This window comes from Mesorhizobium sp. M0208, from assembly GCF_040322015.1.
GTDB lineage: Bacteria > Pseudomonadota > Alphaproteobacteria > Rhizobiales > Rhizobiaceae > Mesorhizobium.
Genome location: NZ_JAMYSP010000027.1, coordinates 1 through 19,822, shown reverse-complemented (window position 1 = coordinate 19,822; position 19,822 = coordinate 1). Strand labels below are relative to the sequence as shown.

Below are 19,822 nucleotides of genomic sequence, written 5' to 3'. Positions count from 1 at the left end.
TGGGGCTGGACATGGGCCCGTGGTGGACATACGTGCCACACAAATCCTCATGCTCGCCTAACCGGCTGCAACGTATGGCAATCCGGGCAGACCCGACGAAAGAAGGAGTAGGTCTCGGCCATTCCCGTGTCCGAACCCAGAAAAGTTACTGGTTTCCTTACGGGCGCGATACAAAGGGCACAGGCTGGACTTGGCTGCCGGGGGCGGGGCTTGTCGACCGCTCAATCGAAAGTGAGAGACGAGGAGGAGAATCACCGACCTGCAGAGCGGCAAGGCGCTCGCCTACTTCCCTGTCAGTCACCGTTAGCCGATGGTTTAGACGAAGATAGTCCGTCCATGTCGGCGTGCGGAATGTCTCGGTCCAAAGAGTCGAGTTCTGAAGATCGCGCTGGAGGGTCCAGTCCCGCGCACCGGCACGGCTCTGAACGCGCCGCCTTTCGCGCATGCAGCTCAGAAAGTCCTCGATATTCTCCTCGGGTATCGAGTACTCCACCTTGATCACGATCGGGCCGCTCCTGGGCTTCAAATCGAGGGCCAGTTCTGGTGGCCTGAAGTCGAAGGCCCCTTGATCCGATTCCTCCCATAGGCGGACCGGCAATAGCTTTCCCACAGCTGCAACCAGCAACAGCGCCGCTGCAGCACCTTCCAAAGCCCACGTCAGGGAATAGTTCTGCGCGACAGCACCCCAGATCCAGCTGCCCGCTGCCATGCCGCCGTAGGTCAGGGCGTAATAGATCGACAGGGTGCGACCAACGACCCACCTTGGGCTTGCCAACTGCACACACACGTCGGTTCCGGTCCAGGTGACAACCCAGCCTGCGCCAGCGATTGCAAGCGCGATCGCTGCTACAGCCACCGATGATGTGAGAGCCAGTAAAAGGCAACACGTTGCGCAAGCAACGGACGCGAACGTGATCAATCGATTTTGGGACGTGATGCGTCGCAAGTAGCTATTGCCAATGCCCGCGATGAAGGCGCCTGTGCCGAAGCCGGCCAACAGGACGCCGTAAACAATTGGCCCCCCCGCCAGTTGGTCGCGAACCAGGAGGGGGAGCAGAGCAAGGATCGAGATGCTTGACAGCCCGAACAGGGTTGCACGCACGATCGCCACTCTGATCTCCGAGGAGATTGCCGTGAAGCGCATGCCATCATGAATGGCCGTCGTCATCCGCTCGCGCGGAAGAGGCGAAGAGCGAACTTGCCACTTGGAGCGCAGTACAGCGCTCAACGGGACCAGGTCGGTCAGCGCAGCGAAGGCGAAAGCCGTAAGGGGGCCCAGCAAAGCCAAAATTACACCGCCAAGCGCCGGTCCTATGCTTCGAACCACGTTGTACCCCACCGACATCAGCGTCACTGCAGCGGGTATGTCGCGCTTTTCCAGGATGTCGCCGACCGAGGCGTGCCAGGCTGGATCATTCAAGGCAAAGCCGCATCCCGCCAAGAAACTCAGTCCCAAGATCAGCCATGGACTGACAAAGCCCAGTCCAACAGAGAGAGCCAGCGCCGTGGATGCCAGTGCGATCAGGCAATGTCCGGCAAGCATCACGCCGCGGCGGCTGAAGCTGTCTGCAATCGCTCCAGCAAGGATCGACAAGAAGAAGGCGGGCAGTGTCGATGCAGCCTGCACGAGCGCAACCATCAGATCGGAGGCTGAAATCGTTGCCATAAGCCAGCTTATAGCCACGCTCTGCACCAGCCAGCCAAGGCTGGATATCTGCGTGGCTGTCCAGATCGAACGAAAGACCGGATTCTGAAGAGGGATCAGTGTGTTTGCCGCAAAGGGCGGGGAATCTTGACGCCGCATGACTTCTCACCTCCACCACGTAGTTCTTTCACTCACTCACTCGCTGACAGCGGTGCGCTTACGCACAGCTGCGTCACAACCAAGTTCCGATATCGCGCTCGCAACAAAGTAGATGTCGCATCCACGGTGCCGATGCGCGATGAGTGTGCCAGTTGGGCGTCAGCTGGTCTGGGTCGCGCAGCCCGATGGGGTGCGGTCTGCCCTGCGACTCTTGGCCTTGGACGGTGCTACCGCCCCGATGGCCGGGTTGTCAAATTGCCACGGTGCTAGCAGCGCCCATCCCATCCTGACAGGCATGAGCATACGACGCAGTGCATCGCTGGTATCGGAGGCGGGTGCAAGATCAAGGGTGGCATCGTCTTGACAAGTACGAGCTGGTGGGCGCCTTTGCCCGACCTACACATCGGCGATTCATGGGGCCGCCGTTCAACTCGTTGGTCTATGCGCAAAAAACATAATACGCTTGTAAAAGACGTTTCGTGTCGGCGCAGGCGCCGAGGAGGGCGCGGAAGCCTTGAGCATCGTCATCCCGCCACCGAACGTCACCGGCTCGCTGCACATGGCCATGCGCTCAACAACACGCTGCAGGACATTCTGGTGCGCTTCGAGCGCATGCGCGGCAAGAACGTGCTGTGGCAGCCCGGCATGGATCACGCCGGCATCGCCACGCAGATGGTGGTCGAGCGCCAGCTTATGGAGAAGCAGATCCACCGCCGTGACCTGACGCGCGACGAGTTCATTGAGAAAGTCTGGGAGTGGAAAGCCGAATCCGGCGGCGCGATCTTCAACCAGTTGAAGCGGCTGGGGCCTCGGCCGACTGGAGCCGAGAACGTTTCACCATGGACGAGGGCCTATCCAAGGCGGTGCTCGAAGTGTTCGTCACGCTCTACAAGGAAAGGCCTGATCTACAAGGACAAGCGCTTGTCAACTGGGACCCGAAGCTCTTGATCGCGAGTCCGACCTTGAGGTCGAACAGCAGGAGGTCAACGGCAACCTCTGGCATTTCCGCTACCCCGTCGAGGGCGAGGTTTTGGATCCGGAAAATCCTAAAACCTTCATCACCGTGGCGACGACCCGCCCGGAGACGATGCTGGGCGATATGGCGGTCGGCGGTGCATCCCGACGACGAGCGTTTCCGGCATCTTGTCGGCAAGAACCTCATCCTCTGCCGATCGTCGGCCGCAGGATCGCGGTGGTGGCGGACGAGTATTCTGATCCGGAGAAAGGCAGCGGCGCGGTCAAGATCACGCCGGCGCACGACTTCAACGAATTTGAGGTCGGCAGGCGCCATAAGTTGCCGGCGATCAATATTCTCACCGTAGAGGCGGCGGTCACCCTCACGGACAATGACGACTTTCTCGCCGGGACGACATGGTGCGTAGTCGCCATGCTGCCCCTGGCCAGATCGTAGATGACCTCGGCTTGTTCGCCATGGCGAGCCGAAGCACGTTGACGGCCGTGCCGGGTGATGCGCCGTCCCAGACTATCATCCCAAAATCGGCGCGCGCCATCTCCCGGTCTTTGGCGGCGTACAGCCCAGTCGCCCAGATCATTGCGGGGTTCCTTGGCCGCATGGAAGACCCCGACATGTTTGTAGCCGTAGCCCGCGAGCAGGCGCTGCGCCTCGGCATCGGCTCCAGAGGCGTCGCCAATCAGCACGCCGTGCACGGCAACAACGATTGGGCGGATCCGAGCGATGGCAGGTTCCGGCAGCTCAAATATCTCGCGTGAACCCCCTATGAATATCATCGACATCATGACTTTCCCTTCTCTCCAGGGCTCCCTCGCTCTGACCGCCGTCTCCCTCTGGCCCTGCGTGAGGGGTCACCCGAACGCCGAGACGGCGAAGCCGGCTCGGGGAGCGGCGGGACGCCGCAACTAGAGCCCGGTCGGCGGCAGGCCCGCGCGCAGACCTGCCGCTTCCGGAGGCGCTACGCGCGCGGAGCTAGTGGCCTTTGTCGGCCAGCCAGAGGCTCACGTCCTGGATCGAGCGCATGAGCACCGACGGATTGTCCCGCGCGGGAATGAAGCCCCAGCTCTGCCAGTAGCGCTCTGCCTCGGCGTCGATCGCCCGCACCACCACCGCGCGGCCGCCGACGATGTCGGCGCCGGCGACGCAGCGATACAGCGCGTCCTTGACCAAGCCGCTACCGACGCCTTGTCCGGCATAGCGGTGGTCGACGGCGAGTTGTCCGATCAGCAGGCAGGGGATCGGATCGGGCGGGCGTCCGGTGCGGATGGCGCGCGGTGCGCTATTTGGCTGGATCACGCCCGGCGCGAGGCCGTAATACCCGACGACTGTTCCCTCGTCGTGAACGACCAGGACGCGGGTAAACCCGCGGGCCTGGTTCGTTCGCGCGAAGCCGGCCAGCCAAGCATTGAGCGCCGGCTTGCCGCAATCGAAGCTGTCGAGGCGGTGCGCGTCGTCGAGGAGTTCGATGCCTGAAAGCGCCACCTAGCGGTCCCAGGGCGGGGACCGACGCAGCCGCTCGGCCGCCTTCGCCGGGGGCGCAGCGGCCGGGGCTGAGATCGCCTGCATGAAGGCGTCATAGGCTTCCGGGGACACGCGGATGACGGTTTCGTTGAGGATGGCCGCCTGCGCCTCGTGCAGCGCGGCGCGCCGCATGAACTCCGTGCGCGACAGGCCGAGCAGCTCCGCGCCGCGGTCGATGATGGTGAGATCATCGTCGCGAAACCGCATCGAGACGGGTGCTTCCTTCCTGGTGGGTATGGTGGCCATGGCGCGCTCCTGTGCTGCGGACGTATATACGTTAGTGTAACGCGGAACGCAATACTACGTTCCCTGGCGACGTCTCGTGGCGGATGGTCTCAGGATTTCTCGCCGCATCGGTTCTTCTCGGCTTCTCGCCCCAGTCGCCATTGCCGCAACCCAGAGCAAGGTGGCTTTGGTCAGCTCCTGCGGATCAATTACGGCTTAGAAAGCGCATTTGTTTTTGGCGGCCGGATGAGCGGGTCCAGAAGCGAAGTCGCTGCCATGACTGTCGCCGGACGAGCCCCGGCTATCCCGAACCTGATGAACATCTGACGCGATGGCGACTTTCGGGCCGTCACGCAACAAAGGAGGAACGGCTATGAAGGCTGGGCGGCGGCACTTTCATTCTCAGGCGCCGCTCTATGCCACCTGTCGGCCAATGTGACATCGCCACTGCGGTCCTTCGAACAAGTCGATTCGATTCTGAATTTCGGCCTTTAGATGATTGTAGCGATTGAATCAGCGACAAGGGCTGGGCAATCGCGGTTGTGGTGACCGCGAGCCACTAAGCTTGTGCCGTACCCTTACAATGATTCATCAAGGCGTTTACCTCGGCAATCACGAGATCCGGCGTGATGTCGAACTTGCATCGGACTTTGACCGGACAATGCCGCACTTGGTCCAGACCACATCCGCGACATTCAATAACACTCATAAGCATGCTGACCAAGGGACCTCGAAACCCCCAAATCTCCGGTAGATGTGACGCCGTGAAAATGCCGATAGTAGGGCGGCCAAGCTGGGCAGCGACATGGCCGGTGCCTGAATTGTTCGAAACGACGAGCGCGGCCGAATTCACGAGACAATTGAATTCCAATTCTGACAAGTCGACAGCCGTCCGAATGTTCGCGGCCCCACGTTCCCTAGCTATCTTCGCAACCTCCTCAAGCGCTTCCAGGCATTCGCCACGGCCAACGAGGACCACCTCACCACGGGTCGAAAGAGCAGCGACAACTTTGCCAAAACTTTCAATGGGCCAATCTCGCAGGCTGGAATTGGAGAACGGAGCCACGACAATCGGGGCATTGCCTGTAGTCGAATTCTGTGGGTGACCCGCTCCGCTTTCGAAATAGGCAGCTGCCTTTGCGACCAGAAAGAGGAGGATTTCTGACACATGCTGGAGACGCACCTGCTTACGGTCAATGAACCAATCAAGCCATCTACGGGGGATTTTGTTAGCAAGCCCTATTTTTTGGACCAGCTTGTAGAAAATGGTTCTGCGCAGTTTCAGATTGAATGGCGCTATCGCAATATCGATCTGATGCATGCTGTACGGATCAACTATCGCCGCACGGTGCCTGGCGGGAACTTCAAGCAAGATCGGCCTTGTTTCTTCCGGAACACGCATATCAATGGCAAGATCAAACTCGCCGGTCAGCAGCGGCCTTATGTCCGCGGCTTCTTTGCGCGTTTTGACTTTTGGGTTGCGAGGAAAAAAGTCAAAAGCAACGTGATCGTCGGCGAGGTCAAACTGTTTTGCAGTAGCGATGTTCCAGCTTCCCACCACCAGCGTAATGTGGGCATGCGCAAAACGCTGACGAAGGTCCTTTAGAGGCCCTAGAGACATCCAAAAGTCGCCGACATGATCAAGCTTGAGGACCAAAATTCTCATCCTTGCGCTTGACTGTTCCGGCTCTTCCCAGCTGCGGTATATAATTTGATTGCCGTCGTGCTTTGTAAAATATGCCATTGCCATTCCGAAGATTATACGGTCAACACTGATAGCCCAGTGACGCGTGTGTAGGTTGGAGTGCTCCCCACTTTGTCCGCGTCTCCGCAAGAATTCTGCCATCAGATCCAAGCCGCGCTCCAGCAGGAGCTGTTGGGCGAAGTCTGCATCTCTAGCGATGGTAGCGCGCCAAGAAAGCCAGCTATGTCCCGACCCGCAATGTGAAGGGCTTCGTCACGGTCTCGCATGCATTAGTTCGGCAACGCCGAGTAGACGGTGATCGCCAAGCCGCCGTCCCCAGATCTCGGAGCATAACGGCAGTGGCCTCGCTCTTTGGTCGATGCTGATCCTGAATGAGACCGTCGCCGCCGGCGACGACATCGCCGGCCGGATTGACTGTCTCCGGCACGCCCTGTCGCTGTGGTCCCGCATCATGGTGGTTACAAAGGACCCGCCGCAGGCGCTTTTTTCTGCGCGTCCGGGTCGTCCAACATGAAGTGCACTAAACAACCGTGTGATGACGCCCCCCGCCTCCCCGCGGTTAGCTGGCAGGCGGCGTCGATGAACACCTTTATTCGCCGAGCTTGGATAGCGGCACCTCTATCACGCTGAGAGCCTGTTATGCTGGTCCAGCGTTTGATCGCGGTCTTGATCCATGCGAGCAGCTTGTGAGGGATGCAATCGAACGAGGCGCTGCTCCCACAGCCGTCGCAGGCCCTCCATCAGAGCTTCACGCTTAGCCTGATCCGGCGCAATTGTATTGAGGAGATCTCCCAACACGGCTTCGCCCTCAATCCGCATCAGCAGATTAAACAAGTCGTGTGAAATTCGTACACTGTCACTGCTGAAGTGGGTCGTGCTGATCTCGCAGTGAGTCTCCCGACGATCTGGCGCTTTGTAAGCGCGGGTTTGATGGAGGGACACATAGGGCGGCAACGAAACCGCAAGCGCAGTCCAATCCTGCAGCGTTGCAGCCCGCTTTTTTACCAGGAAGGGCCCGACCACAAGTCCATCCAGCTCTGTCGTCAGAAAGGTGGCAATCGCGTCTGCAACCGAATCCACGATCGGTTCGGCATTGTTGTTAAAGGACGTATTGAGCAGAATTGGAGTGCCTGTGCGCTTCTTGAACGCATTGATGACCTCCCAGTACGCGGGATTGGCGTTGCGCGATACTGTTTGCAGGCGAGCGGTACCGTCGACGTGCGTGATGGCACCGAGCAAGGCGCGCTTTGAGTCACGCACGCGAACGACGAAATTCATGAATGGAAATTCGTGCCTACCGTCCGGGAGGTCGAAAAATTCGCTCGCATCCTCCTCCAGCACAGATGGCGCGAAGGGCCGATAGCCTTCGCGCTTCTTGACCATCGCATTGATCCGGTCCTTGTTTGCGGCGGGCCGAGGGTCGGCAAGAATGCTGCGGTTGCCCAGCGCACGTGGCCCAAACTCCGAACGACCCTGCACCCAGCCGATCACGGCGCCGTTGGCGATCCAGTCGGCTGCACTGCTTGCCACGTCATCAGAGCGTTCAACCTCGAGATGTCCGGCCCATGCATTCAGTTCCTGTTGCACGGCGCGCTCGGTCCCGAGATCAGGACCCCAATAGACCTCCTGCAGTCGCTCACACGGCGCGGGGCGGCCCATCTCGTTAGAGACTATCAGCGCAGCTCCCAATGCGCAGCCAGCGTCGTGAGACGCGGGTTGCACGAAAATGTCGTCGAAAAGCCCTGAATACAGCAGCTTACCGTTCATCGTGCAGTTGTGGGCCACCCCCCCCGCCAGGCACAACCGCTTCATGCCGGTGGCCTCACGGTGATGCCGGAGAATGTGGAACACGATCCGCTCAAGCGCTTCCTGCAGTGACGCACTCACATCTCGATGCTGCTGGGTGAAGGGCATTCCCTTTCGCCTGACCTCGATATTGCGGAGCAACGCCGGACCGATGCGGTCGAGGTGAACACGGTAGCCACCGCCGTTGGCGGAGAGCTCGTAGAACTGCTCGAAGAGCTCGCGATAGGGAGCGGGGTCGCCGTAGGGCGCGAGTCCCATTACCTTATACTCGTCGAACAAGCCGTAGCCGAGATAGCGGATCGTCTCGAGATAAAACAGCCCAAGAGAATTGTTCTCGGGGAAAGCCTCGAGTTGCGTAATTTCTGTGCCAGACCCTACCGCCAAGAGGCCCGATAGGAAATCACCAGAGCCATCAATCGCTAGAATGAGACTTTGTTCGAAGCCCGACATTGCAAAGGCGCTCACGGCGTGCGCCTGATGATGACTTACGAATGAAATACGCGAACTGTCCAACTTAGTGCCGAACTCACGCGTTAACAGATCCTGCACCAACGTTTTAGCATCCAACGGAATGGAGAGAATGTCCGGGTGGGATGCGGACATACCTTCAAGCATGGCGTTGGCATAGGGCTCGCTGGCGTAGAGCGCGACACGATCAATGTCGTTGAGCTGAACCCCCGCCGCTGACAGACAGTATTGAATCGAACGAATTGGGAGCTTGTTGGAGTGTTTCATCCGATTGAGGCGTTCCTCTTCGACGGCTGCTATCACCCGTCCGTCTCGGACGAGCACCGCGGCGCCATCGTGCATAAAGGCGTTCCGAAGCTCGAATCGGTTTTCATGGACTTGGTCAAGTCCGCCGCTAATTCCTAGACACAGCATTTCTTTCTCCACATAGTGACGGGCAAGCCAAATTGGCCTGCCTCAGACCGTTTCCAACTAAATAGGCCGCGTTGTCGCTTGCAGCTGCAACCGCCTGTCAGGCATCACCGGCATCAAAGAACGCCTCATAAGGGTCCGCCTGAATCAACATGAGATGCTTCGATCGTGGCGCCTGCCGTTCCATGACGCCGAGAGCTTGGCTGGATCATCGAATCTTGAGCGGCTGCTGACTTGCATGCCGGCGATGCCGTTTTCATCTGCAGCACGAACTTGTGACGCGGGCTGCCTATATCCTTGCGAAGGGGCGGCTGTTGACGAATAATGCCGCGCCGTGAACTGGCCCGATTTCATTTCCCGAAAGACCGTCGCACAGGCGAGTGACATGTGCTGCACTGTCCGCCTGCTTCCCGGTCGCACATCCGATAACGCCTTCGCTTGTGCAGGAGGCCGCATCGCGTCATTCGTCGGCCAAACATGGCACCGACTGGAAGCCCGGCAATACCGCGTAGATGTAAAGTGCGCTGATGTTGTATGGTAGCGCTGCCGGCCGGGTCTCCAATCCGCTGCCCAAACGAGCGGACTGCCTGCGGCAAAAAGCCCGCCACAAGCAGAATCGCGCTGGGCAGCTGGCTCGCCTGCAAGACTTCGCAGCTCAGGAACATTGGGGACGACTAGCGTCGAACCGCCGACATGATCGGCCAGTTGCAACTCACTTCTCGGCACGACCTCCACTGCACGTCAGGGCGCATGGAAGATTTTCTCCTTTGGATGGGTGATCGGTGCGGACGTGCTTTTGTCCATGCAAGATTTCCGAAGAGTTATGAAATCGTTTGTTTCGATCAAAGTCATCCACGCTATGAATAGCTGCCGGACATGCGCTTCAAAGGGGCTTCAGGCTTCCCGGATGGCTACTCCGATTCGAAGCGCGTGGCATTCCATGCGCTCTATGACAACATTTTTCAGCAAAGGGTATGAGAGCAAACCCACACTTCTTTTTCAGAAGTCGCTTCGAAGCAGCCGAGGCCTTGATGGGCTTCTTCACCAAGTTCGGCGATGGTGCCGCAGACATTCTTCCTCTTTCCGGGCTGAACAAGCGCAGAGTTCGCGCCTTGGCAGTGTATCTGGGCGCTCCGTCTGATCTTGTTGAAAAGATCCCGACCGCCGACCTGGAGAACCTCGTCCCGGTCTCACATACGATGAGATTGACGACTTCCTCGAAGGCCAAGAGATCAACGAAGCGGCGCACAGGCGTATACTTCATGCGCATTCCAGCACAGCCCATAAGCGAGCGCTTCCCGTCACAACGATTGCCATGACGGGTTCGATATTTAGGCATCGGCAATAGCGTCTCAACATACACGATCGATGGGCTTGCCGCAGTTAGGCAGCTAGCGGCCTGAATTACCGCTGGAGCGAAGCGCTGCTCTTTCAGCCCGCATGCGGTCATGAGGTTGACAGTGTCGGCACGTATCGCCGAGGCCGGCACGCGAACTCATTCTCCCTGAATGCCTGCTCTATCGATCTTCCGCAGCGTACCCACTTGACCGGTCGCTTCGACATTCCAGGCACCTGGATTCTAGCCGATCCTTGCCGCTCTCCTTCGGCCGGTCGCAATGCTGGACGTGCGGCCGTTACGCGATGCAGAGCTGGTTGTCAGATGCGTGATGCGAAACGTGAGATGCAGCTCCAGTTTTGGCGATGGCGGGCTCGCCGCATTGTTGATATCATCCGCACAGAACAGGCGCGCAAATGACATCGGATTCAGAGAAGGCTGAGGCGGTCGAGCAGTTACTTGATACACCTGACCTTGCAACCGCACTGGAAAGCGAACAGTTCAAGAAATTCCTCGACCAGGTGCCGATCGCCATAGCCGTTTCGGACCTTGCCGGTGAAGAGCGCGTGGTCTACGCCAATCCGGAATTCGAGAAACTCTCAGGCCTGATGGCCGCCAGGCTCACCCAAGAAAACTGGGCGGCCCTTTTAGGCACGGGCCTCCATCAGCAAAAGGACAGGCCGCTAGCCGAGGCGGTGGTCGAGGGAACCGATTTGGTCGGCACCTTCAGGCTGGAGCGCGGCGAGGACAAACCCGCGATCGTCGACGTTTATTCCAACGTGATCGAAGACGACAACGGCAAGGTTTGCTTCCGACTGGTGGCCCTGGTCGACGTATCGGCTCACGGCGAGGCGGGAGATCAGCGCTCGGCCGAGGAGCGTGTCAGCGAGAAAGACACGCTGCTGCGCGAACTGCAGCACCGGGTGAAGAACAACCTGCAGATGATCACCGCGCTGATCCGGCTGGAAAGCCGCAACGCGACCGAGGCCGACCGGAGACGGTTTGAGCGGCTCGCCGGTCGCGTCGACGCTCTGGCGATCCTCTACCAGACGCTAACCGCCGACGAGCCGAAGGAGGAGGTCGATCTTGGCGTCTATCTCAGCCAGATCGCGTCCGCGGTGATGAGCTCGCATGCAGTCGAGGGGATCCGCCTGGATATGAAGGTGGATACATATCCCGTGTCAATAAACGTCGCCATGCCGGCCGGGCTGGTCGTAAACGAATTGCTGACCAATTCACTAAAGCATGCGTTCCGGGGCCGCGATGGCGGCACGATAACACTGCACAGCGTCGTCGATGGCGACGGCTGCCGGGTTATAGTGGCGGACGACGGAATCGGCCTGCCGGAAGGCGAGGTGTGGCCCAAACCAGGCAAGCTCGGAGCGCTGATCGCGCGATCGCTGACCGAGAACGCCAAGGCCCACTTAGCCGTCGAGTCCAGCGCCAACAAAGGGACGAAGGTGACCATCGTTTTCAAGCGGTCGGCGGCAGCAAGCTGAACGGTTGCTGTCGAACTAGCAGGCTGGCGGCTGGCTTCATGTCGCGGCTTTGAGCAGGTGGCTGCAAATAGGCTAGGTCGCCCTTCACGGCCTGCTTCACATGGTCGAGGTCTTCCATTATGCTCCAGGCTTGCTGCTTCTGACTTCGGCGGCCAGTCCATCCCCACCTAGCGGAAGGCACTCCCGCCTGATTACGTTGCGGCTTGAGTCTTGACGGCGGGGGCACCTGACGCCTTCGCGCTCATCACGCGCGGGCCGGCAATTCAGCAGCGAGTCATCGCTTGGCCAATCTTGCCGAGGACGAAGGTCTAACTTACAAATAAAATTGGTCCGACTGTTCGTGGCCGGAGGTAACCGCGAATTTGCGCTATCGGGACAGGAGAGCAGTGCTATAGGCAAACCGCGATGCGTGCATTCGTTCGATTGGTTCTACGATTATCCTGACGCCTGGGGTGACCAGTTGCACCAGTATTTCCTACTACGCGCAATCTTTGTAGGGTCATGTGCAGATCATCGCGGCCCGCCAAGACATCGGAAAACTGATCGACGATCCTTCAACCCCTGAGATATTGCGCGCCCGAATGGCATCGGCGGCCGCCATATAATAGTTTGCGGCAAAGACGGCCGCGATCGAACGGCTGAGGACGCGCTCGCCAACAGATTGCGCGACAGACGATGGGGTGGATACCGCGGATACGACGCCTGGTTCGATGCTCCGATCAACAACGCGAAGCTCGCCGCGACTTCCGTCTACAGCGATTCGGTTCAAAGGCTTGGCGCGTTGGACAAAGCTCGCCGCGCCGAAGCGCGATGCATAGAAGCCGGGATAGTCGCCCGAACACAAGTCGAACAAGCGGAGTGGTCGACCGTTTCGTCCTCCCCGGGGACGAGCCGGTTGCTCTGGCCTGGGGCGACCTGATGGGTCTTGCGGAGCACCGTCTCCAGCATGGCGATCAGGTCTTCGGGAAGTATGGCCTCATTCTGCACAGACGGTTTTGCGTGGCTGTTACGGATGCCGGCGGGCACGGTGGCGATATGGCGGTCCTTTCGATCGAGCGGCTCGCCACGCTGCGTATAATTCCACGCCAGGGAGGAGAGACGGCGCTCGATCGTCGCCACAGAGTTTGGTTTCTTGTCTCCTGTAACCTTTCTGGATGCACAGGCCGTGATGTAGAGGCCGACGGTCTGCGGATCAGGCGGCAACACCTCCGAGGTGCTGCCGGCGCGCCCAGGCGCAAAAAATCCGCTCTCGACCGAGCGGCGTCAGACCGGTATTCTTATGGATGTTCATCCGGTCCCCCTGGAGTCACTGAAGCTTCGATAATCTCAGCTTTCCCGGTTCGGACCGGATGGACAAGCTACTGAAAGCTCACAACTAGCTACCAATGCGATCAGCTTTCGGGCTATCGGGCGCATCCAGGGAGGATGGGTATGTTCTTGGCTAACGGGCTCAAGCTGCGGGACCGCGGGTGCACGCTGGCACTGATGTTGGCGATCATATTTGTATGTGCGCCTGCACTGGCGGCAAACGCGTCGGATCAGGCGTGCCGGTCCATCGCCAAGCTCCAAATTCCAAGCGTGATCTTTACCGAGGCTAGCCTTCAAAAGCCGCAGGAGATCCCCGCAGATCCCTTCACTGCATTCACCGGCGCCTCGCCTCAGGCGGTAAAAGTGGGCGGGCACTGCCTTGTCCGAGGTGTTATCGGGAAACGCCAGGGGGTCGATGGTCAATCATATGGCACCCGGTTTGAGGTGCGTCTTCCGACGACCTGGAACGACATGTTCCTTTTCCAGGGCGGCGGCGCAGTTGATGGCTTCCTGGCGCCGGCCGTCGGGACCATTCCTTGCCGGAACTCGACCGCGGCTCCCGGGCTCTTGCGCGGCTACGCTGTTGTAAGCATGGATGGCGGGCACCCAAGCCCCGATCCGGCTTTCGGGGTCGATCAAGCCGCACGCATTGATTTTGCGTACGCCTCCATTGGCAAAGTCACTTCGGTCTCGAAGCAGGTGATTGCAAAGTTCTATGGGGCGGCTCCGAAAAAGTCGGTGTTCATGGGATGCTCGAATGGCGGTCGTGAGGCGTTGATAGCGGCTCAGCGATATCCGCTCGAGTTCGACGGCATTGTTGCAGGTAGCCCGGGTTTTCGTCTCAGTGCCGCCAACATTGCCGAAGCTTGGGATACTCGCCAGTACATGAGCATCGCTCCCAAGGATGAGGCCGGCCATCCCATTCTATCCCGCGCCTTCTCCCAGCAGGATCTGAACATCGTCGCCAAGGCGGTTCTCGCTGCCTGTGATGCTCGCGATGGCATTGAGGATGGCGTCATCAACGCCTGGCAGCAGTGCCGGTTCGACCCAAAGGTCCTGTCCTGCCAAGGCGATAAGACGGACAGCTGCCTCACGGCTGGTCAAGTGCAGGCCATGAGCCGCGCGTTCGCGGGTCCGGAAAGCTCCGATGGCGAAAAGCTTTACAGCGATTGGCCATATGATACGGGCGTTGCGGGCGCGGACTGGAGAATGTGGAAGCTGGGCAATTCCCCCACTTCCCAGTCGGATGCAAATAACATCGTTCTGGGAGCCCGCTCGCTTCAATACTACTTCATGACGCCCCCGGCGCCGAATTTTGACCCCCTGAAGTTCGACTTCGACAAGGATCCGGCACGCGTTGCGGATACGGCCAAGCTCAATGATGCGACCGGCACGTATCTCGCCAGCTTCGGTGCCCACGGTGGAAAGCTGCTCTTGTTTCAGGGACTTTCCGATCCGGTCTTCTCAGCCAACGATCTGGTGCGCTGGTACAAGCAAGTCGTCGAGGTCACAAGCGGCGGCGATTTGGAAGCGACTCGCCGTTTCGTGCGCATGTTCATAATCCCGGGGATGACCCACTGCGGCGATGGCCAAGCCTTCGACGACTTTGATCCTTTGGCCGCCATCGAGGGCTGGATAAACCAAGACAAGGCTCCGGATTCTCTCGCGGCTGGCAGCAAGGCATTCCCCGGCAAGCACCAGCCGATCTGCGCTTATCCCACTCAAGCTGCCTATGGCGGTAAGGGAAATCCCGATGAGATCGCGAGCTATTCGTGTCGGGGATAAGAGACCTCGTCATTTGTTCGCTTCAATCTGCGCGCATTCCCGGAACAGGTCTCCCGGACCAAGGATCGGTTGGAAAAGCTAAACCCGGAATTTGTGGGCCGTGCCATAACGCAGTTGATGATCATGCCTGACTACGAAGCGTCGGCCGCCGATAGTCTGGATACAGCGCTCCCTGTGCTCGATGAGGTATTGTTATCGCCTGGGATCTGACCGCCTCATCCCAGCGGGCAAAACGGGGGCATCAGAGCCCGGACGCCTTGGTGAGATTTACGCGGAAACGATCGCGCCGGCGCTGATAATTTCGCGTCATCTCCGCGGAGGCATGGCCGAGCTGTTTTTGCACATAGCGTTCGTCGACCTCGGCCGACGAGGCGAGGCCGGCGCGCAGTGAGTGGCCGGCGAATTTCTTGGCCCGTTCGCCCTCCGACAGATCGCCGCGCACGCCGGCGGCGAGCGCCGTGCGCTTGACCAGGCGTGCGACCTCCTGGTCGTTCAAGCGATCGGCACCGACGGCTCTGCCTTGACCAGCAACGCGCCGAAACAGCGGTCCGTGCGCAATGCGCGCCAGTCTTAGCCAGGTCTGCAGAGCGACCACAGGGCAGGTGGCGTCGGAGGAGCCGCGGCCGATTTCGACCTCGCGCCAGCCGGTTTTGCCGCGCAATGTGACAAGCAGACCCTTATCGGCAAAAATCTCGACCCAGCCGCGCCCGTCCTCGGTCTGATCCCTGCCGACGTCGAGGCCGACGATTTCGGATCGGCGAAGGCCGCCGGCGAAACCCAAAAGCAGCATGGCGCGGTCGCGCAGACCACGCAGCGTGCCGCGGTCGAGGGTCTCGAACATGCGATCAGATCCTCGGGCAGGATCGCTTCCTTCTGCCGGGGAGGGGAGGCGTGGGTGTTGCGAACGCCAGCCATCACCGTGGCGATATGCCGGTCCTTGCGGTCCAGCGGCTGGCCGCGCTGGGCAAAATTCCAGGAGAGCGACGAAAGCCGGCGCTCGATGGTTGAAACGGTGTTGGGCTTTTTGTCGCCAGTGGCCGTACCTGACGCGCAGGCGGCGATATAGAGCCCGACGACCTCAGGATCGGGCGGGAACATCTCGATGCCCTGGCGCCGGCGCCAGCTCGAAAAATGCTTCCAGTCGGCTGCGTAGGCGCGGCGCGTGTTGGCCGAACTCGCCGCCTCGATATAATCGCGCGCGCGGCCGGCGAGCGCCTCAAGCTGCGCAGGCAGGCTGGGATTGGCAATGGCTGGAAGGGGAGGGGGACGAGGCTAGGTCGGCATCGCCCATCTGCATGACGATATCGATGATGTCGGGCAAAGCCGCGGCGCTTTGTGTGTGAAGCTTGTCCGAAATTCGTAGCATATTTCGGACATCTTGACCGTCACTTCGTCCGAAATCGGACCACAGATTTCGGACAAAGCCCCGGCATCAACCCGCCAATATCTCGATCTGCCGTCGCCGCTGCAAACGTCGCCTGTGAGAGGCGAGCCGCCTCTAAACTGGTCGTATATCCCGATTAATAATAAGAATGTAGTCAACTTCCATATTTTAGAGGGCACGCATGCTGCCACTCAACCGGCCTGATCACCACACAAAGTGAGGAAGAACCTGGTTAGGTGCAAAGCGACAATTGCCTCGACAGCGGGTCCCGGAAGGTTTATGCTGCCCAATCTTACCGCAATCCGAAATGGCGATTGAGTACCTTCACGAGTGAAGGGATTCCCGCGGTCTTAGAGATGAGTTGTCGAATGGCGCGAAGTCGCACAGAATCGCGAAGTCGCACAGAATCGTGTGTTTGATACCGATCAGGATCGCGAGCTATTTCAGGCGCAGAGAGGTCTTGCGCCCGATGCACGAGTTGCTCCCGGTCCAACGGAAGTGAATGGGGTGGAACTGCTTTGTCGACCAAATTGTTGACGGAACGTCCGGCGCCCATTGTTGCTACATGTCTGGATTCTTGGGGCGTTTTGGATGATGCAATCCACCATCTCACTCCAAAGGGCAGTGGAATCTGGAACAATGTCGCTTTTGTACGCAGGACATCCTTCGCGCCCGATTGGCATATTGTCTTTAACTCTGCTTCTATTTTTGGGCTCCCTGTTGATATCGAGGCGAGTCCAAACAGGACAATTTTTGCAATCGGCGAACCGCCGACGAAAGCTCATCGCGCATTTCATGAAGGGCAAGGGAAAAATACCATCGTCCTGACGTCTGACGCAGAGCTGGCTGCTCGGCAGAATGCAGAGCGCCGATTCGTTTTGTCTCCACCTATCACTCGGTCTTGGTCTGTAACAAAGACATATGACCAACTTCTGGTCAGCGAAGTCGTGGACAAGCCGCTTCGGCTCTCATGGATTACCAGTAACATCGCCCTGCTTAAAGGGCATCGATATCGGCTGGCGTTTCTGGAACGGCTGAGAGAGGAGCTCGATTTTGACCTGTTCGGCCGAGGTTTTCGGCTGATTGGAGATAAATGGGACGCACTCGCACCGTACCGTTACAGTATAGCTTTCGAGAATACTCGTGCTGATTACTATTTTACAGAGAAGCTTATGGACTGCTTCGTTGCTGAAACAATGCCGATCTATTACGGCAGCCCGGCAATCACGAGGTTCTTCCCTTCCGACTCAATGGTTCTGATTGACCCAGAGGACAAGAACGTAATCCAAAAAATTCAAGAAATCATCGACTCGGACCTCTGGAAGGAGCGTCGCGGCGCAATACAAGAGGCGAAGCGGTTGGTTCTTGAGAAATACAATACGTTTGCTTATCTCGCGGGCTTCATCGAAAGCGTTCACGATAAACCCTTACCGCCGGAAGTTATACACATCGGTTCGCCTGCGGTCGATTTTGGGACAGACGAATGAAGTACTCCAACGCTCGCTTCGCGTGCCCGGCGGTTGGTGGTCTGGCGAGATCGGTACGGAGCGCTCGGCGGAGAATGCCTACCTGCGCAGACGGGCCGGCACGGGCGCACGAGGTCATGCGCCCCCGGCTGCCGCTGATCAGACGAACTGGGGAAGGCCAGGAACGGAATTGAGGACCTCGTCCACGAGTTCGTCGCCGGCATGTTCCTTGGCGAAGGCGATCGTCTCGTTGGCGATGGCGGCGATCTTTAGAATGCTGAGACCCTCACTCATCAATTGCTGGCCGAGCCCCATGAGGCCGCCTCCGCCCTCTGGGTCGTTGCCATGATACTTCGCCACTAATTCCGAAGCTCCGGGAATGGCCGCGATCATGCGCGCAACGGGACCGTCGGCCGCGTGGCGTTGCAGGAAACCCAGCATTAACCCAACGGCCTTCTCTGCGAGAGCCGGGCCGATGCTGGCACCAGTGGCGATGCGCGATAAGAATTCTTCCATGGCAGGGTTCGTCTCTCTTTAATGAGGTTTACACGGGGCCGGTCCGGCGCCCAAAGCGCCCTTGGCCGAACCACCATTGAACTCCACAAAAATAGGCCGGCGGAAGTGCTATTGCAACTGCGCGGAAACCGCCTCTGTCAACGCAAGCTGCGTCGGACGTGCGTATTTCGCAAAAACGGGACAGTCGTTCCGCTAAATCGCGGACAGCAGTTTCACTAATCGCGGACAGCAGGATGGGGTCGGCGCTCGGTTGTCTGGTTGAAGTCATTTGCGATTGATTTCGCCGTTTTCGGCGCCGGTCAAGGGCGGCGGTGTTTTTTGCTTTCTCATGCTGTCGCCTTCGAGGGTGATGCGATGGGCGTTGTGGATGATCCGGTCGAGAATGGCGTCGGCTATTGTCGGCTCCCGAATGCTTCATGATGCACCTTTCCTTGATCGCCTGGTCCGTTGCAGTCGGCGTTGAAGTTGATCGATCTGGTCGCTGGAAAGGTTTCCGCTTGGCCGCGGGCGTCACCATTTCTTTCCCACAAGATCCTTCAACGCGGCATTGTCGAGCATGGCGTCGGCCAAAAGCCGCTTCAGCCGCGTGTTCTCGTCCTCCAGAGCCTTCAGTCGCCGAGCCTCGCAGACATCCATCCCGCCGAAGCGGGCCTTCCAGTTGTAAATCGAGGCGTCGCTGACCCCGTGCTTGCGGCACAGATCGGCAACCGATACCCCGGCCTCATGTTCCTTCAAAATTCCGATGATCTGCTCTTCAGAGAAGCGGCTACGTTTCATGTCCTGGTCCTCTCGATGGGCGAGAACGAACTTCAAACCGGATTAGATAAGAGGGGCAAGGTCAAGGTCGATGACTCAACTGTTGTGTGGGGAGAGCTCTTACTTCTCATTCGCTCCAAATGCGGACGCGGCGCACGAGCTCGGAAGTTGAGATCCCGTAGCGATCGTGAAGCGTCGGCAGCGCGCCAGCGTCGAGGAACTCGTCGGGCAGGGCGATCTGGCGAAAGACTGGGGTCACTCTCTCGCGCATCAGCAGCGCGGCAACGCCTTCGCCAAGGCCACCAATGATGGTGTGGTTCTCCGCCGCCACCACCAGCCGTCCCGAACGGCGCGCGGCAGCGAGTATCGCCTCCGTATCCAGAGGTTTGATCGTCGGAACGTGCAGAACGGCGCAGCCGATCCTGTCGGCTTCAAGCGCCTTCGCGGCCTCCAGCGCGCGCATGGTCATCAGGCCGCTGGAAATGAACAATACGTCCGCGCCCTCGCGCAGCATTCGCGCCTTGCCGATTTCAAATGTATAGTCGTCTTCGTCGAGCACGACAGGAATCTTACCGCGCGAAAGCCGCATGTAGACCGGCCCGTTGTAGTCCGCGATCGCCTCCGTGGCCTGTTCGATGTCGAGCGCGTCGCAAGGGTCGATGATCGTCAGGTTCGGCATCCCGCGGAAAATCGCGATGTCCTCCGTCGCCTGGTGGCTGGGGCCGTAGCCGGTCGTCAGCCCCGGTAAGGCGCAGACGATCTTCACATTGAGTTTCTCCTCGGCGATCGCCATGCAGATGAAATCGTAGGCACGTCGCGATGCGAAGACGGCGTAGGTGGTGGCGAAGGGCGTAAAACC

The 19,822-nt window shown here is 59.2% G+C and carries 14 protein-coding genes and 5 pseudogenes; 8 read left to right on the top strand and 11 right to left on the bottom strand.

Features of this window, described 5'->3' with window-relative positions; all coding sequences use genetic code 11:
* Positions 1-157: 157 nt before the first annotated feature.
* Entirely contained in the window at positions 158-1,804 is a 1,647-nt protein-coding gene (locus tag NKJ17_RS23540) for an MFS transporter (protein WP_352690174.1), read from the bottom strand.
* A gap of 441 nt (positions 1,805-2,245) precedes the next feature.
* On the opposite strand from NKJ17_RS23540, the gene NKJ17_RS23535 reads away from it, so the two are divergent.
* The 3 genes from NKJ17_RS23535 to NKJ17_RS23525 all read left to right on the top strand — a co-directional run bounded on the left by NKJ17_RS23535 (position 2,246) and on the right by NKJ17_RS23525 (position 3,535).
* Positions 2,246-2,752 (top strand): class I tRNA ligase family protein, encoded by a 507-nt coding sequence (locus NKJ17_RS23535; RefSeq protein ID WP_502906566.1) that lies wholly within the window; start codon positions 2,246-2,248, stop codon positions 2,750-2,752.
* Positions 2,644-3,126, top strand: a complete 483-nt coding sequence (locus NKJ17_RS23530) for a hypothetical protein (RefSeq protein WP_352690170.1) — start codon at positions 2,644-2,646, stop codon at positions 3,124-3,126. Before NKJ17_RS23535 ends, NKJ17_RS23530 begins: the two co-directional genes overlap by 109 nt.
* A gap of 100 nt (positions 3,127-3,226) precedes the next feature.
* A complete protein-coding gene (locus NKJ17_RS23525) occupies positions 3,227-3,535 on the top strand; it encodes a hypothetical protein (RefSeq protein ID WP_352690169.1) in 309 nt (102 codons plus the stop codon).
* A gap of 214 nt (positions 3,536-3,749) precedes the next feature.
* Here the strand turns inward: NKJ17_RS23525 and NKJ17_RS23520 are convergent, their stop codons facing one another.
* The 4 genes from NKJ17_RS23520 to NKJ17_RS23505 all read right to left on the bottom strand — a co-directional run bounded on the left by NKJ17_RS23520 (position 3,750) and on the right by NKJ17_RS23505 (position 8,916).
* Positions 3,750-4,259: a GNAT family N-acetyltransferase gene (locus tag NKJ17_RS23520; RefSeq protein WP_352457366.1), complete on the bottom strand. Its 510-nt coding sequence runs from the start codon at positions 4,257-4,259 to the stop codon at positions 3,750-3,752.
* Positions 4,260-4,544, bottom strand: a complete 285-nt coding sequence (locus tag NKJ17_RS23515) for a type II toxin-antitoxin system TacA family antitoxin (protein WP_352690167.1) — start codon at positions 4,542-4,544, stop codon at positions 4,260-4,262.
* 538 nt (positions 4,545-5,082) lie between these two features.
* Positions 5,083-6,267: a glycosyltransferase family 9 protein gene (locus NKJ17_RS23510; protein ID WP_352453586.1), complete on the bottom strand. Its 1,185-nt coding sequence runs from the start codon at positions 6,265-6,267 to the stop codon at positions 5,083-5,085.
* Between the two features lie 582 nt (positions 6,268-6,849).
* Positions 6,850-8,916 carry a carbamoyltransferase family protein gene (locus NKJ17_RS23505; RefSeq protein WP_352690166.1) on the bottom strand — a complete coding sequence of 689 codons (2,067 nt, stop codon included), beginning with the start codon at positions 8,914-8,916 and terminating at the stop codon, positions 6,850-6,852.
* A gap of 1,013 nt (positions 8,917-9,929) precedes the next feature.
* On the opposite strand from NKJ17_RS23505, the pseudogene nadE reads away from it, so the two are divergent.
* The 3 genes and pseudogenes from nadE to NKJ17_RS23490 all read left to right on the top strand — a co-directional run.
* Positions 9,930-10,261: pseudogene (gene nadE / locus NKJ17_RS23500) on the top strand (NAD(+) synthase); the annotation flags it as partial.
* Between the two features lie 404 nt (positions 10,262-10,665).
* Positions 10,666-11,748 (top strand): sensor histidine kinase, encoded by a 1,083-nt coding sequence (locus NKJ17_RS23495; RefSeq protein WP_352690164.1) that lies wholly within the window; start codon positions 10,666-10,668, stop codon positions 11,746-11,748.
* 661 nt (positions 11,749-12,409) lie between these two features.
* Entirely contained in the window at positions 12,410-12,667 is a 258-nt protein-coding gene (locus NKJ17_RS23490; RefSeq protein ID WP_352453904.1) for an aminopeptidase, read from the top strand.
* A 2-nt stretch (positions 12,668-12,669) separates the two neighbouring features.
* Here NKJ17_RS23490 and NKJ17_RS23485 read toward each other — a convergent pair.
* Positions 12,670-12,988 (bottom strand): annotated as a pseudogene (locus tag NKJ17_RS23485) (integrase); the annotation flags it as partial.
* 191 nt (positions 12,989-13,179) lie between these two features.
* Here NKJ17_RS23485 and NKJ17_RS23480 point away from each other — a divergent pair.
* Complete coding sequence (locus NKJ17_RS23480) at positions 13,180-14,841, top strand: tannase/feruloyl esterase family alpha/beta hydrolase (protein ID WP_352690162.1); 1,662 nt, start codon at positions 13,180-13,182, stop codon at positions 14,839-14,841.
* A gap of 241 nt (positions 14,842-15,082) precedes the next feature.
* Here the strand turns inward: NKJ17_RS23480 and NKJ17_RS23475 are convergent.
* Positions 15,083-16,207, bottom strand: a pseudogene (locus NKJ17_RS23475) (site-specific integrase).
* A 536-nt stretch (positions 16,208-16,743) separates the two neighbouring features.
* Here NKJ17_RS23475 and NKJ17_RS23470 point away from each other — a divergent pair.
* Positions 16,744-17,712 carry a glycosyltransferase family 10 domain-containing protein gene (locus NKJ17_RS23470; protein ID WP_352453731.1) on the top strand — a complete coding sequence of 323 codons (969 nt, stop codon included), beginning with the start codon at positions 16,744-16,746 and terminating at the stop codon, positions 17,710-17,712.
* Between the two features lie 138 nt (positions 17,713-17,850).
* Here the strand turns inward: NKJ17_RS23470 and NKJ17_RS23465 are convergent, their stop codons facing one another.
* The 4 genes and pseudogenes from NKJ17_RS23465 to NKJ17_RS23450 form a co-directional block, all read right to left on the bottom strand.
* Entirely contained in the window at positions 17,851-18,207 is a 357-nt protein-coding gene (locus tag NKJ17_RS23465; protein WP_352690160.1) for a hypothetical protein, read from the bottom strand.
* A 264-nt stretch (positions 18,208-18,471) separates the two neighbouring features.
* Positions 18,472-18,618, bottom strand: a pseudogene (locus NKJ17_RS23460) (ATP-binding protein); the annotation flags it as partial.
* 79 nt (positions 18,619-18,697) lie between these two features.
* Positions 18,698-18,984, bottom strand: a pseudogene (locus NKJ17_RS23455) (transposase); the annotation flags it as partial.
* A 106-nt stretch (positions 18,985-19,090) separates the two neighbouring features.
* On the bottom strand, positions 19,091-19,822 hold a 732-nt coding region (locus NKJ17_RS23450; protein ID WP_352690158.1), incomplete at its 5' end, for a transketolase family protein.